Genomic DNA, 14,182 nt, shown 5'->3' with positions numbered 1-14,182 from the left:
CAACAGGTAGCTCGCCAAGCAAGAATCTCGCTGAGCGAGATATTGCCATAATATGGCAGTGGCGACGACGGAGAAAGGTGGCAGACGACGTGAACGAGCAGGACGCCGGGATGCGAGTGGTGCACCTGCTGCGCGCCATCACCATGGAGCTCGACCGGGTCGGGGAGAGATTCGCCGCCCGACACGCCCTCCACCCGACCGATGTGCGTGCGCTCATCTGCCTCCTGGATGCCGCCCGCACGGGCGCGCCCGCCACCCCGGGAGTGCTGGGGGCGCGACTTGGCCTCAACTCCGCGGGTACCACGGCGGTGGTCGACCGTCTGGAAAGGCTCGGTCATGTGCGCCGGGAGCGCGACACACGAGACCGTCGGCGTGTGCTGTTGAAAGTGGATGAGAGCGCGGTCGCGCTCGGCTGGAGCTTCTTCGGCCCGCTCATCCACGAGGTGGTCGCCGTCATGAGCCGGTTCGACGCCGCGGACCAGGCGACCGTCGAGCGCTTTCTCGGTGGCGTGCACGAGGCTGTCACCCGGAAGCGAACCAGTCAGGAGTAGGTTTCAGCATGAGTCCGACCGGAAGTACAACGCGTGCCCGGAAAAGGTGGTTTATAGCGAGGGCCTGGCCTACGGCTACGTCGATCAGCTCGCCACGGTCAAAAGCTCAGGGAGATCATCGAGGACCCCGCGTCCGCACGGTGCGGTCGGCCGACGTGACCTTCGCCCTCGATCGCCCCTAGCTTGATCTCTAACCTTTGCCTCGTTTCCGGGCGGCGATGTACTCGTCCACCGTCGTGAATCTTTCCGCGGTCGCCGTCCCTATGGGTGCCCGCCGGACGGGGGCGGAGTCGTCTCGGCGACATCCGGGTCCGCGGCAGCCTGTCCATGGCGCTGCCTGCGCAGTCTCAGCACTCCGGCGATGGTCACGGGCACGAGCATGACATGGCACAACGCCAACGTGATCTTGCTGGTGTCGTCGAAATCAGCGGGAATCGTCATGACAAGGATGGTCCCGAGCGCGATCGCCGGGGCGACGACCAGCGCCGCGGGCACCACCCATGGCCAGATTCGGGTGAGTACCGCCACCACGGTCATCCCCACAAGCAACGGCAGGGCGGTGAAGCCGGCGACGGTGAGCGCGTCGACCTCGGCGGGCTGACCCGAGGCGGTGAACCGGAAGTCGCCGCCGACGGCGCGCCCAAGCCCGTAGATGACGAGATTGAGGAACAGGGCGGCTGCCACAGTTGCGACGACGGTGATGATGGGGCTGCCGTAACCGTATCCGTTCGAGTCGTCCGGTGCCCGATCGGGCGCGTTCTTCGATGTGTTCATCTGGCTCTCCGCGCTTTCCGTCAAGGCCGCCGCTCCCCGCTGCGCAGGTACGCTTCGATCCGATCGAGCGCTCCGGCCCAGACCTCCTGCACGAAGAAGTCACGCATCTCAGGCGCCGGGAATCCGGTCTGCACCACCGTGAGGAGCGTTCCGTCGTCGTGCTCTTCAAATGTGATCTCGATCGTGGTCGTCATGGTCATGCCGTCCGGGCTGATGCCGGTGGATTCGGTGACCAGGCGATGCGGACGGTCGATGACCAAGAAGGTCTGCGTCTCTCGGAACAGGGTGTCGGGGTCCGGTCCCCACGCTGCGGTCTGCCGGCCTCCGACGCGCAGGTCTACGTCGATCTCCACGATGCCGGGCTTCTCGTTGAGGATGTTGAACCAGATTTTCTGCTTCTCGGCGTCGGTGTAGGCGTCGAAGACCTCTTCCGGACTCGCGGGCAGGAAACGGCTCGTGCGCAGCTGAGCGGTCTCGATGTTCTGGGTCATTGGTCGTTTTCCTTCTTGAGGGTGAAGTAGGCGTCGAGGCCGTCGAGCCGACGTTCCCAGAGCCGTTGGTAGAACCTGATCCAGGACATGGCGTCCTCCAGTCGTTCGGTGCCCAGACGACACTGCCGTGATCGCCCGACCTTCTCCGTGGTGACCAGCCCGGCGTTCTCCAGGACGTGCACATGCTTCTTCATGCCGGTGAGCGACATGCCGAACGGTTCGGCCAACTCGCCGATCGAGGCGGGACCCTGGCCGAGCCGGATGAGGATCTGTCGTCGCGTCGCATCCGCGAGGGCCGCGAACGTACGGTCAAGGACCTCTTGCTGAACCATATGGTTCACTATATCTCACTGAACCAGAAGGTTCAATAAGTGGCCGGACGGCGTAATGGACAGATCAAAGGTTCCAACTGCCGCCGTCCGGCACCCTCGGCGTCGCTCGACCAGGATCCCGCTACATGATCACAGGACATCGCCGGGAACGGCTTTGGCTCGGTTCGCCACTACGCCGAAGCCCTGGTTTCGAGACGTGTTCGCGATCAAGGTTCGGCGGGATTTCCTGGTGATCCACAAGTGCCTCGCAAGCAGGTTCCGCCATGGTCCCAAGAGAAGACGGCGATGGGGGAGGGCGGGATTGAAGGTTCCGGGACGTGCTTCCGTATGCCTGCTGGCGGCTTGCCTGTGCGAGCTGGTGGTCGTGGGAGTCAGCCTCGCTCTTCTGCCCGGCCTTGCGGCGGAGCTGGAGAGACAGGAGAAGGGCGGTGACGGGGTGAGCTTCTACGCCGAGTTCGCGCTGGACAAGGCCCAGACGCTTCTGTACTCCTACGCCATAGTCGGGGCGATCACGCTGGCGCTGGCGGCTCTGGCATGGCGACGAGGCGGGACGCCGGGCACGTGGGCCGCCATGGCGGTGGGCCTCGTACCGTACACGCTGCTCTGTTTCTTCTTGTGGTCGACGTCGGCTTTCCGGGCCGATGAAGTCCTGGACCGGTACTCGCACTTGGCCGCCTGGCTGGCGATCATGGTCTGGCTCCTCTACGTCGCCGCGACGATCCTGCTGTTCCTCTCCAGGAAGAACATTCGTGGGGCTGACTAGATGATCATTTACAGGGGGTGGCCATGAGCCGGCCGATGCGATCACGCCTTGGGCGCGGAAATCCCGAGGAGCACGGCGTCATGGGCGGCCTGGTGGATCTCGGACGCCGGGGGGTGCTCCTGCTCGGTGCGGTGGCGGTGCTCGCGGCGTGTGCATCGACTGCGCAAGGCGCGGATGACGACCGGGTCCGCACGGACCTGGAGCCGCTGGAACGCCGGTTCGCCGCGCTCGGCCGGTTGTCTGGCGCGCACTGGCTCGGCATCGCCTTGGGTGGCGATTCCAGGTTGTCCGTTCCGGGCCCCAGCGACGTTCGACTGGTGGGAATCGCCCAGTTGAGAGCAGGTGCCGCCGCCGTCGTGGGAACGCCGCAGTGGGATTTCGAGCCCGAGACGCCGAGTTCGCCTCCGAAGCCGCTCGCCGAGTTCATGCCCGCGGGCGCCCGGTGGGTCCGGAGCGGATCCTTCGACCTTGAGGTGACGAGCGAAGGAGACTCCGGAGCGTTCTACCTCGATCCGGAGACGGACAGCGTCTACTTCGATTACGTCGACCAATGAGAACAGAATTCCGGGATCGGGCCGTTGCGCACACGGCCGGCCTGGACAGGCTCCGGGCGGCAAAGGACACAGTCGTCGACTGGCTCATGCTGACCCCGCCTGCGCTGCTGGAATCGGCAGGCCTCAGGACCGGCCGCTACCGGATCGGGGGGAGAGACCATGCCGCAGTTGACAACCGCGCAGCTGTCCTATGCGGACCTCGCGGTGGCGGTGATCGACGAAATCGACACACCACAGCGCCACCGCACCCGTGTCTCCGTCTTCAACTGAGCCGACAACGATCGCTGCGCCTCGCTCCTGGCGGCCCTGGACGTTCATCCGCGGGTCGCTACGCGCATCCTGCGGCACTCTCAGATCTCGGTAACCGCGGACGCCGTACCCAAGGTCCTGAAGCTGTTGGAGAGTCCTGAGGCTGAGGAGCCGACTGGCTTGCGCAAGCTTGTCTTGGGGCACGGTACTCGACGGCGAGGACACGAGCCGGATGGCTGACGCGTGGGTGGACGCCCAGATCCGTCTGCTCGTCACCGCCGACCTCTGATGACGACCATTGACGAGGACGGTGTGCACGAACGCGCGGGAAGACCGCGAGGCCGTCGAAGCTCACGGGCCACCTGGCAATGGACGATGGGCGGCACCAACGTCAAGCTAGGTGACCCGTCCGAGTGGGCCGCCGGCCAGACGGGCCTGGTCCCGACCGAGGAGTAGCGCCGACTTCACCGGTATGGCTCGCGCCCGGCTTCTGGGGGCTTGTGGGGCTCGCCTCTGCCTTCCTGGTCGTGAGCCGTGTCCGTCTGCGCGGCTTCTCCGTTGCTCCTTCATCGAGTTGGGAACTGATGCAGGGCGACCTGCTAAGGGCTGCTGCACGATTCATGATTGTTTTTCGCGCTGAGAGTCGTTTGGCCGCTCGATCTGTCCTGCTTACTGACAGGCGATCGTGTGACGCTCCTTCCCCGGTTCACCGACTTCAGAATGTGTTCTGACCTACGATGGCAGGGTGAGCACCAGCAACGCCGACGCCGTCACCTTCTCGGACCTGTCGAGAAACCCTCGAGCCGTCGCAGAGCGCGCCGCGCGCCTCGGTCGAGTACGCGTCACCCACCGCGATGCCCCGGACTTCTACCTGACCGCCGCCGATCGTGAGGATCAGCGCGGGCAGACATTGGCTACGGCATCCCGTCTGTTCCTCGCCCTCATCAAGCACGATCCGACCGCCCGCGCGCTGGTCATCGCCATGCCCGAGGTCTTCCCCTGGGTTCGCCACCTCACCTCCGCCGAACTGCGTGCCTTCACCCTCGAACTGGTGGAGGCACTCTCTGACGCCGCGGAACTGGATGTCGATGTCACCACACAGGAAGTCATCGCAGGCTGGCGGGCGACCGCTCGGATCAAGGCCGACCCCGCGCACTACGCCCAGGCTCGCAAGGCCACAAGTGGCGACTTCGGGCCGGTAGAGGTCTCAGCATGAGTCCGAAGCGTGGTGACCGGGTCACGGTCCCGCCTTCGGATGACGAATGGGATATCCGGTTCGGTACCAGTGATGCGGTCAAGGGATGGGAGGAGTTGTGTCGTCACGCCCTGGGCAACACACGCCGATGTTTCGAGGTACTGCGCGGCGATCCACGTTCACGGGCGGATCACGAGCGTCAACATCGCCTACGCGGTGACCTCGCGACTCATCGTCATAATGGCCAGGACCTGGAGCAATGGGAATTCGAGGTCACCAGTGGCGGACGCGTCCGCTATGCCATCGATGACGCCACTCGCACTGTCTGGATCGTCTATGCCTCACCTCGTCACCCGAAAGACACCGACGGTTGAAACCGAAGGCGGGAATCCAACCAGGTGATCTCTCGTCCAGACCGTGGCAGCCTCCCGAACCTCGGCGGCCACTGCGGCACCGGTGACCGTCCTCTGTCAGTACGGTGATCGCGAACATACCGGTCACCCTGGCACCGGGCGCGGAGAGGTGACCAGCCCAGAGGGAAGGAAGCACCTGCCGGGCACACGACTTGCGAAGGTCGTCGGCTACCCGGCGCGACCCGCGACCGGGGGCCCCGCGGAGGGCCACCTCATGGCACCAGGCATCGAACAGCCACTGCGGCGCCGGCGGACCGGGCGTTGCCGGACCCTTCGCGCGGGGAACGGCTCCCGAGGTGGCGTCGAAAACAGCGGGTATATGGTGGAAAACGGACAGTGAGTCATTGTCTCCGGTCCGGACTCGGCCGTCACAGCCCCCTCGTAGCCCTCCTCTCGGGCGACGACCGGCTGCTCCACCGGGCATCACGCGGAAGGGCGCCACGAGGGAACACGGAGGACGTCATGCCGAGCAACAGAGCCGTCTCCTACCAGGGACCGGGCAAGGTGGAAGTCCGGAACATCGACTACCCCGAGTTCGAGCTCAAGGACGGCCCGGGGGTCAACCCCGCCAACGTGGGCCGCAAGGTGCCGCACGGGGCGATCGTCAAGACCGTCGCGACGAACATCTGCGGCAGCGACCAGCACATGGTCCGCGGCCGCACCACCGCGCCCATCGGCCTCGTCCTCGGCCACGAGATCACCGGAGAGGTCGTCGAGGTCGGCCCGGACGCGGAGTTCACGAAGGTGGGCGACCTTGTCTCGGTGCCCTTCAACATCTCCTGTGGCCGCTGCCGCAACTGCAAGGAGGGCAAGACCGGGATCTGTGAGAACGTCAACCCCGACCGGCCGGGCTCGGCGTACGGGTATGTCGACATGGGCGGCTGGGTCGGCGGGCAGGCCCAGTACGTCCTGGTGCCCTATGCCGACTGGAACCTGCTCAAGTTCCCGGACAGGGACCAGGCGATGGAGAAGATCCTCGACCTGGCCATGCTCACCGACATCTTCCCGACCGGCTTCCACGGCTGTGTCACCGCCGGGGTGAAGCCGGGATCGACCGTCTACATCGCGGGTGCGGGCCCGGTCGGGCTCGCCGCGGCGGTCTCGGCGTTCCTCCTCGGGGCCGCCGCGGTCATCGTCGGCGACCTGAACAAGGACCGCCTGGAGCAGGCCCGCAGCTTCGGCTGCGAGACCGTCGACGTGTCACGGGGCGAGCCCAGGGACCAGATCGAGCAGATCCTCGGCGTGCCGGAGGTCGACTGCGGCGTCGACGCCGTCGGCTTTGAGGCGCGCGGCCACGGCGCCGACGCCGGACAGGAACGACCGGCCACCGTGCTCAACTCGCTCATGGAGATCACCCGAGCGGGCGGCGCGCTCGGCATCCCCGGCCTGTACGTGACCGGTGACCCGGGTGCCCACGACGAGGCGGCGAAGCAGGGCTCGCTCTCCCTCCGGCTCGGCCTCGGCTGGGCCAGGTCACTCTCCTTTACCACGGGCCAGTGCCCTGTCATGCGCTACAACTACTACCTGATGCAGGCGATCCTGCACGACAGGGTGCAGATCGCGAAGGCGGTCAACGCGGTGCCGATCCCGCTGGAGCGGGCACCCCAGGGGTATCAGGACTTCGACCAGGGCGCCGCGTCCAAGTTCGTGCTCGACCCCAACGGCATGCTCGGCACGACGGGCTAGCAGCCTGTCACCGACGCCGGATCCCGCGTGCGGGCGGGGTGAACCGGCCCTTTCCTCGTACCTGCCACCGCTCCCGGTGGTCGCCCGGATTCAAAGTGCTTCGACGAACAACTCGGCCTCGCGCTCGCCCATGCCGGTCTCGCCGCGCACCAGATAGACCGCCTGCTCCGCGCGACCGGCGGCCTTGAGCTCGCGCACGCGGGTGGCCAGGTCAGGGCCCGCGGCACCGGGGTGCGGCAGAGCGGTGGATTGGGCGGGCTTGAACCGGGTCATGGCGGGTTGGCTCCACAGGTCGTGCCCCATGGCCACGCCGTCGACGGTCATCTTGGCGTCCCGCAGGCTGAGCCCGGTGTGGCGGCGCAGCTCCTTGATCGCCTCGATCCTGCGTCCCGTGCGGACCAGGCCGACGACGAGCTCATGCAGCCCCTGCGGGGTAGGCATGGGCGTCGGCATGGGCATGGGCACTTGGTTGCCCTTCCTGGCGGCCATGACGACCCCGATGACGATCACCAGGATCACCGCGACCAGGACGGCGACGATCAGCAGTTCCACGGGTCCCAAGTTCGGCATGTGCGGCATCGTATGACGGATCCGCGCGAGCGGTACAGGAGCGAGGGGCGGAGGTGGGGCACCCGTGGGCGATTCCCCCTCCGCCCCCGCTCCTCGCTTCCTGCGAGTCTCGCCGGACCGTCAGAGGTCCAGGACCAGGCGGGGTGACGACGAGCGGCCGACGCAGATCATCATTGTCCGGCCCGCCTCCCGCTCCTCGGCGGTCAGCAGCGAGTCGCGGTGCTCGGGCGTTCCCGCGAGCACCCGGGTCTCGCAGGCGCCGCAGTATCCCTTCTCGCAGTCGTAGGACAGGCCGGGGGCGACCTCGCGGATCGCCTCGATGAGGCGCTGGTCGGGCTCGACCCGCACGGTCCGCCCCGTCCGGGCGAGGTGGACGTCGAAGGCGGTGTTGGCCGCCGGGTCGAAGAGCACCTCCGGGGCGTCCCCGGCGGTGAAGCGCTCGACGTGCAGCCGGTCGCCGATGCCCAGGCGCTCGCAGACCCGCTCGACGGCCTCGATCATCCCGGACGGGCCGCAGCAGTAGATCGCGGTGGCCGGCCCCGCCGAGGCCAGGATCGCGTCCAGGTCGGGAAGGCCGAACTCGTCCTGTGGCACCAGTTCGGCGCGCTCGCCCGCGCACTCCACCAGTTCGTCGCCGAAGGCCATGGACGCGCGGGATCTCCCGCCGTAGACGGCGCGCAGGGGGCTGCCCCGGCGGGCGGCGGCGCGGACCATGGCCAGGATCGGGGTGATGCCGATACCCCCGGCGACGAACAGGTAGTCCTCGGCGGCCACCAGCGGGAAGTGGTTGCGCGGTCCCCGTACGCCGACGGTGACACCCTCACGGGCGATCTCGTGCATCTCGGCCGAGCCGCCGCGGCCGTTCTCCTCGCGCAGCACCGCCACCCGGTAGCTGTCTCGCTGTCCGGGGTCGCCGCACAGGGAGTACTGCCGGACGCGGCCCGACGGCAGGCGGAACTCCAGGTGCGCGCCGGGCTCCCAGGTGGGCAGTTCGCCGCCGCCCGCCCTGGCCAGGGTCAGCGCCAGCACACCGTCGGCGACCGGCTCGGCCCGGGTGACGACCGCCTCGAAGGAGGCGGCCTTGTTGAAAGAAGAGGTGAAGGCCGGCTGGGTGCCGGGCGCGGATCCGGCACCCAGCCGGGGTCCCGGTGGGAAGATCGCGGGGATCGCGTCCCAGCCGGACTGGTTCCCCCGCGTGGGGTAGGCGACGAGCCCGTCTTCGAGCACCTGGAATTCGGGCAGCCTGGTCAGCACCTGGGTGATCATCTCGCGGAACATGGCGCGGGCCAGGTGAGCGCCGGCGCAGCGGTGCGTGCCGATGCCGAAGCTGAGGTGCCTGGTGGCGTCCCGGTCCAGGCGCACCTCGGCGGGGTCGGGGAAGACGGCCGGATCGTGGTTGGCGGCGACCCACGGGATCAGCACGCGCTCGCCGGCCCGTACCGGGCACCCGCCGATCTCGGTGTCGGCGCGTACGGTGCGCGCCATGGACTGCGAGGGGGCGAACGCCCGGAGGAACTCCTCGGTGGCCGTGTCGAGCAGGTCGGGCGACTCGATCAGGCGGCGCCGCTGCTCGGGGTGACGGCTCAGATGCACGAGGACGCTGCCGGTCAGCGACGTGGTGGTGTCGACACCGCCCGCGATGAGCAGCCCGATCACCGACACCAGTTCGTCCTCGCCGTACGGGGTGCCGTCGGGGCGGTGCTGTGCGGCCAGGACGCTCGTCGCGTCCGAGGCGGGTTCGGCCCGGCGTAGCCGGATGATCTCGCGGATCCGCCGTTCCATGTAGGCGAGGCCCTCGGCGCCCCTGCGGGCCCTGTCGCTGTCGGCGGGCGCGGCGAAGATGTCGTGGATCGGCCCGGCCAGCCGGGCCCAGTCCTCCTCGGGGAAGCCCAGCCAGTCCAGGGTGACCGCGGCGGGCAGCGGATTGGTCAGATCACGGACGAAGTCGGCCGAGCCGTGCTCGATGAACGCGTCGACGACGCGCGTGGCGTGCCTGGCGATCATCGGCCGCAGCCGGTCGACGGCGTCCGGGGTGAGCAGGGGGTTGATCAGGTCGCGGTACTCGGTGGCCTGTGGAGGGTCCAACTCGATCGGGTACTGCTCCAGGCCAGGCCCGCTGGGAATGACGATCGCGACCCGGTCCTCGCCCGAGGAGGCCCTGGAGGAGGAGAAGGTGTCGTCGTCGCGGGCGATCCTGGTCACGTCCGCGTAGCGGGTCGTGTAGACGAAGCCGCCGTGGGCCGGGGTCCGGCCGACCGGGCACTGCTCGCGAAAGGAGTCGTAGTAGGTGACCGGGTCCGCGGTGCACGCCGCGGAGTGGTGGTCGAAGTCAACCTGCTGGGTCATGGCGCACAGGCCCCATATCCATACGAACGATGCGCGGTGTTGCCCAGCCGCGCCACTGGGTGTCTGGGTGCCGGAAGTCTACTCACGTGCGGATCACGAGACAATGTCTCGCATATCGCAGCGATGTCACACGGTCTCCGGCGAGGACCGGGAGCTCAGAAGGTCAGGACGGCCTTCGCGGTCCTACCGGCGCGCAGGTCGGCGATCGCCTCGTTGATCCGCTCGAAGGGGTAGGACGTCATCATCCTGTCCACCGGGAAGCGTCCCGCGACGTACAGGTCCAGCAGCCTGGGCAGGAACACCTGGGGGAGGCTGCTGCCGCCGATGATCCCGGTGACGGTGCGCCCGTTGAGGATACTGCGCCAGTCGAAGCTCATCTCCTGGCTGGGGCCGACGCCGATCACGCCGCACCGGCCGAGCGGGCCGAGCGCCTCGACGGCGGTGCGCAGCACGTCCTGGCGGCCGGTGGTGTCGATGACGAAGTCGAAGCCGTGCGGTGCGATCTCGCGCAGTGCCTCGGCCGAGTCGGAGACGGAGGAGTCGACCGTGTGCGTCGCGCCGTAGGAGCGGGCGGCCTCCAGCTTGGCGGCGTTGACGTCGACCGCCGCGACGACCGAGCAGCCGCTGATCGCCGCCGCGATGATCGCCGCGACCCCCACCGCGCCGGCCCCGAAGACGGCGATCGAGGAGCCGGGGGACGGGCGCAGCACGTTGAACACCCCACCCGCGCCGGTCTGCAGGCCGCAGCCGAACGGGCCGACATGGGTCAGGTCGATGTTCCTGTCAATGGGGACGACGGCACGCTCGGTCGCCACGACGTGCGTGGCGAAGGACGACTGCCCGAGGAAGTGGCCGTTGACCGGCGCGCCGTCCAGGGAGAGCGCCGAGGAGCCGTCGGGCCGCCTGCCGCCGAAGTTGAGGGCGTCGAAGCTCCGGCAGTAGGCGGGGGAGCCGGTCAGGCAGAGGGAGCAGGCGCCGCAGGAGGTGAAGCTCATCGCCACGTGGTCACCGGGGGCCACCGAGGTCACCCGCGAGCCGACCCGCTCCACGACCCCGGCGCCCTCGTGGCCGAGCACCGCGGGGGTGGGGAAGAAGGTGGCGAACTCCAGGTCGGTACCGCAGATGCCGGTGCTGCTCACCCGGACCAGCACCTCGTCGGGACGGGGCTCTTCGAGTTCTGTCTCCCGGAGGGCGAAGGACCCTCCGGAGGCCTCCAGAACGGCGGCGGTGATACGCACGGATCCTCCACAGCTATTTTCATAAAACGAGATGGCATCTTGACATGCAGAACAAGGGGGGTCAAGGATTCCGACATGGCCGAACTTGTGATCCCTTCCGCCCAGCAACTGATCGACGGAGAGTGGGCAGCCGCTCGTGACGCCGGCGAGCTCGACATCGCCGACCCCGCCACCGGCCAGACCATCCAGACGGTGGCCTGCGCGGGCCGAGCGGACGTGGACGACGCCGTGCAGGCCGCCCGGCGTGCCTTCCCCGGCTGGGCCGCGACCTCGGCCTCCGAGCGCGGCAGGCTGCTGCGCCGCTGGTCGGAGCTGATCGGTGAGCATGTCGAGGACCTGGCCCGCTTCGAGGCCCGAGACGTCGGCAAGCCGCTGTCGGGTGGCCGGATGAACATCTTCATCGCCCAGGGCATCATCGAGTACTTCGCGGGCGCCGCCGACAAGCTGACCGGCGTGACTCTTCCCACCCGCACCCCCGACTACCTTGGCTACACCCTGCAGGAGCCGTACGGCGTCTGCGCGGTCATCATCCCTTGGAACGTTCCGGCAGTGCTCACCGCGGCCAACGTGGCCCCCGCGCTGGCCGCGGGCAACACGGTGGTGCTCAAGCCCTCGGAGGTGGCGCCGCTGGCGCCGTTCGCGCTGGCGGAGCTGGCGCGGCGGGCCGGTTTCCCGCCGGGCGTGCTCAACGTGCTCGCCGGAGTCGGCGCCGACGCCGGTGCCGCGCTCACCTCACACCCCGGTGTGAACCACATCAGTTTCGTCGGCTCCACGACCACCGGCCGTGCGATCATGCGGGCCGCGGCGGACAACCTGGTCCCGGTCAAGCTGGAGCTGGGCGGCAAGTCGCCCAACGTGCTCTTCGCCGACGCCGATCTCGACGTGGCGATCCCGGCGATCGTGGGCTCCATCACCGAGAACGCCGGGCAGAACTGCTACGCGGGGTCGAGGCTGCTCGTCGAGGCGTCCATCAGGGACGAGGTCGTGGAGCGGGTGGCGGAGTCGATGCGCGCCGTGCGGATCGGCCCGTGGGACGCCGACCTCGACATGGGGCCGCTGGTCAACGAGGCGCAGTACCGCCGGGTGCTCGGCTTCCTGGAGAGTGCCCCCGCCGAGGGCGCCCGCCTGGTCACCGGGGGTGGCCCCGCGCAGCGGGCGGACGGCGGCTGGTTCGTCCAGCCGTCGCTCTTCGACGGCGTGGACCCGCGCTCCCGGCTGTCCAGGGAGGAGGTGTTCGGCCCGGTGCTCGCGGTGCAGGAGTTCTCCGGCGCCCGGCAGGCGGTGGAGATGATGAACGACACCGACTTCGGCCTGCTGGCGTGCATCTGGACGAGCGACGTCTCCCGGGCGCTGCGCCTGGCCCAGGAGGTGCGCTCGGGGCAGGTCTCGGTCAACCAGTTCGCCGACGCCGGGGTCATCGGCTTCCCCTTCAACATGCAGAGGGACAGCGGCTTCAGCCGCGGCGGCGGATACGCCGCCATGCGGGAGTACACGCAGGAGAAGGCTGTCGCGGTACGTCTGCTCGACCGGTCGCCCGTGGAATGAACGCGGCAGTGACGGAGCGGCTGTTAAATGGCAGCGTTCCAACCTGCACATATTCGCGCCACGCGGCACGCATGTAACAAGCATGTGACGCGCGGGGCAGTTGGCTCCGGAGGCATTGACACGCCTATCGGAGCGGCGGCAGAGTACGACGCATTGCGGGCGATGAATCACAATGCGAGATGCCATCGTGAATAACGATCGCTTGGAGGGTTAGAGTTGCGAGCACTGGTCCAGACGGCCTTCGGAGGTCCGGAGGCGGTGAGCGTTCAACGGGTCGCCGACCCCGAGCCCGGTCCGCTCGACGTGGTCGTCCGGGTCGGCGTCTGCGCCCTCAACCGGCTCGACCTGCTCCAGCGGCGCGGCCCCGGGGTGCTCCCCGGCTTCAGCCTGCCGCACATCGCCGGCATGGACATCGCCGGCCACGTGGCGGCGATCGGATCGGCGGTCACCGGCCTGACGGTCGGGGACCGGGTCGTGGTCGATCCTACGGTGGGCTGCGGATCGTGCCCGCACTGCCTGGCCGGTGACCGCGGCCACTGCGTCCGGCTGCGGGTCATCGGCGGGAACATGCCGGGCGGCTACGCCGAGTTCGTGGCGGTCCCCGCCGACCTGGCACACCCGGTGCCGGACCACGTCGACCTCGACGAGGCCGCGGCGCTGCCCACCCCGTGGAGCACCGCCTGGAACGCCACCTACGCCGTCGGGAAGGTGACCGCCGGCGACTGCGTGGTGATCCAGGGCGCGGCCGGCTCCGTCAGCATCGCCGCGATCCAGCTGGCCAAGCGGGCCGGTGCCCAGGTGGTGGCCGTGGCCGGAAGCGACGAGAAGCTCGCCGTCGCGGCCGGGCTCGGTGCCGACCTGCTGCTACGCAACGACGCCCCGATAGCCGACGCGGTCCGCGACCACACGGGCGGCAGGGGCGCCGACGTCGTCCTCGATCACGTGGGCGCCGCCACCTGGCGGCACTCCCTGAGCTGCCTGCGGATCGGCGGCAGGCTGGTGACCTTCGGCAACACCAGCGGCGACCAGGTCTCCCTCTCCCTCGCCGAGATCTACCACCGAGGGCTCCGCCTGCTGGGCGCCGGCGCCTACGTCCCGGCTGACTTCACCGCCATGCTCGACGCGTACTTCGCGGGAGGCATGCGCACCCTCCGCGCCGCCGAGTGCGGCCTGGAAGACCTGCACGAGAGCTTCGGGCTGGAGCGCTCGCGCGATCTGGTCGGCAGGGTGCTGGTGCGGCCATGACGGAGGAGCGGGCAGCGCAGCCGGATCGAGCGGGGCATGACGCCGCTCTGCTGATCGTCGGCGGGGACGTGGTGACGATGTCGCCGCGCCGCGAGGTGGTCACCGGCGCCACCGTCGCCGTCGCCGACGGGCGCATCGCCGCGATCGGTCCCGCCGCCACCCTGCGGAAGGACTTCCCCGGCGCGGCCGAACTCGACGCGGGCGGCTGCGTCGTCATCCCGGGCCTGGTC

14 protein-coding genes and 1 pseudogene are annotated in these 14,182 nt (G+C 68.8%); 9 read left to right on the top strand and 6 right to left on the bottom strand.

The features are described from left to right. Nucleotides 1-77 precede the first annotated feature (77 nt). On the top strand, nt 78-551 hold the full coding sequence (locus tag ABZ260_RS13825) for a MarR family transcriptional regulator (RefSeq protein ID WP_355616609.1): 474 nt from the start codon (nt 78-80) through the stop codon (nt 549-551). 261 nt (nt 552-812) lie between these two features. On the opposite strand, the gene ABZ260_RS13820 is transcribed toward ABZ260_RS13825, so the two are convergent. From ABZ260_RS13820 to ABZ260_RS13810, 3 genes are read right to left on the bottom strand one after another with little or no spacing between them, the layout of a single operon-like run. Further along, complete coding sequence (locus tag ABZ260_RS13820; RefSeq protein WP_355616607.1) at nt 813-1,325, bottom strand: DUF6069 family protein; 513 nt, start codon at nt 1,323-1,325, stop codon at nt 813-815. Nucleotides 1,326-1,345: 20 nt separating this feature from the next. Next, on the bottom strand, nt 1,346-1,816 hold the full coding sequence (locus ABZ260_RS13815) for an SRPBCC domain-containing protein (RefSeq protein WP_355616605.1): 471 nt from the start codon (nt 1,814-1,816) through the stop codon (nt 1,346-1,348). Further along, entirely contained in the window at nt 1,813-2,148 is a 336-nt protein-coding gene (locus tag ABZ260_RS13810; protein WP_355616603.1) for a metalloregulator ArsR/SmtB family transcription factor, read from the bottom strand. Before ABZ260_RS13810 ends, ABZ260_RS13815 begins: the two co-directional genes overlap by 4 nt. A 301-nt stretch (nt 2,149-2,449) precedes the next feature. Between ABZ260_RS13810 and ABZ260_RS13805 the strand changes: the two genes are divergently transcribed. The 5 genes from ABZ260_RS13805 to fdhA all read left to right on the top strand — a co-directional run bounded on the left by ABZ260_RS13805 (nt 2,450) and on the right by fdhA (nt 7,008). Further along, complete coding sequence (locus ABZ260_RS13805) at nt 2,450-2,911, top strand: hypothetical protein (protein WP_355616601.1); 462 nt, start codon at nt 2,450-2,452, stop codon at nt 2,909-2,911. An 80-nt stretch (nt 2,912-2,991) separates the two neighbouring features. Continuing rightward, nucleotides 2,992-3,465 carry a hypothetical protein gene (locus tag ABZ260_RS13800; RefSeq protein ID WP_355616599.1) on the top strand — a complete coding sequence of 158 codons (474 nt, stop codon included), beginning with the start codon at nt 2,992-2,994 and terminating at the stop codon, nt 3,463-3,465. A 994-nt stretch (nt 3,466-4,459) separates the two neighbouring features. After that, nucleotides 4,460-4,930, top strand: a complete 471-nt coding sequence (locus ABZ260_RS13795; RefSeq protein WP_350955391.1) for a hypothetical protein — start codon at nt 4,460-4,462, stop codon at nt 4,928-4,930. Beyond that, nucleotides 4,927-5,283: a hypothetical protein gene (locus tag ABZ260_RS13790; protein WP_355616596.1), complete on the top strand. Its 357-nt coding sequence runs from the start codon at nt 4,927-4,929 to the stop codon at nt 5,281-5,283. The genes ABZ260_RS13795 and ABZ260_RS13790 overlap by 4 nt, the downstream gene beginning before the upstream one ends. 501 nt (nt 5,284-5,784) lie before the next feature. Then, nucleotides 5,785-7,008: a formaldehyde dehydrogenase, glutathione-independent gene (gene fdhA, locus ABZ260_RS13785; protein WP_355616594.1), complete on the top strand. Its 1,224-nt coding sequence runs from the start codon at nt 5,785-5,787 to the stop codon at nt 7,006-7,008. A gap of 90 nt (nt 7,009-7,098) precedes the next feature. On the opposite strand, the gene ABZ260_RS13780 is transcribed toward fdhA, so the two are convergent. The 3 genes from ABZ260_RS13780 to ABZ260_RS13770 form a co-directional block, all read right to left on the bottom strand. Further along, nucleotides 7,099-7,578, bottom strand: coding sequence for a hypothetical protein (locus ABZ260_RS13780; protein ID WP_355616592.1), 480 nt, complete (start codon nt 7,576-7,578; stop codon nt 7,099-7,101). Nucleotides 7,579-7,698: 120 nt separating this feature from the next. Next, nucleotides 7,699-9,924, bottom strand: coding sequence for a cytochrome P450 (locus ABZ260_RS13775; RefSeq protein ID WP_355616590.1), 2,226 nt, complete (start codon nt 9,922-9,924; stop codon nt 7,699-7,701). A 155-nt stretch (nt 9,925-10,079) separates the two neighbouring features. After that, nucleotides 10,080-11,162, bottom strand: a complete 1,083-nt coding sequence (locus ABZ260_RS13770; RefSeq protein WP_355616588.1) for an NAD(P)-dependent alcohol dehydrogenase — start codon at nt 11,160-11,162, stop codon at nt 10,080-10,082. A 75-nt stretch (nt 11,163-11,237) separates the two neighbouring features. Between ABZ260_RS13770 and ABZ260_RS13765 the strand changes: the two genes are divergently transcribed. The 3 genes and pseudogenes from ABZ260_RS13765 to ABZ260_RS13755 form a co-directional block, all read left to right on the top strand. Further along, nucleotides 11,238-12,707, top strand: coding sequence for an aldehyde dehydrogenase family protein (locus ABZ260_RS13765; protein ID WP_355616586.1), 1,470 nt, complete (start codon nt 11,238-11,240; stop codon nt 12,705-12,707). Nucleotides 12,708-12,965: 258 nt separating this feature from the next. Beyond that, nucleotides 12,966-13,952 (top strand): zinc-binding dehydrogenase, encoded by a 987-nt coding sequence (locus ABZ260_RS13760; RefSeq protein ID WP_355616584.1) that lies wholly within the window; start codon nt 12,966-12,968, stop codon nt 13,950-13,952. Beyond that, nucleotides 13,949-14,182 (top strand): annotated as a pseudogene (locus ABZ260_RS13755) (hypothetical protein); the annotation flags it as partial. The gene ABZ260_RS13760 and the pseudogene ABZ260_RS13755, both read left to right, overlap by 4 nt.

Origin of the sequence: Streptosporangium sp. NPDC006013, assembly GCF_040614275.1 — a bacterium.
Classification (GTDB): domain Bacteria; phylum Actinomycetota; class Actinomycetes; order Streptosporangiales; family Streptosporangiaceae; genus Streptosporangium.
This window is presented reverse-complemented; position numbering and strand designations above follow the sequence as displayed.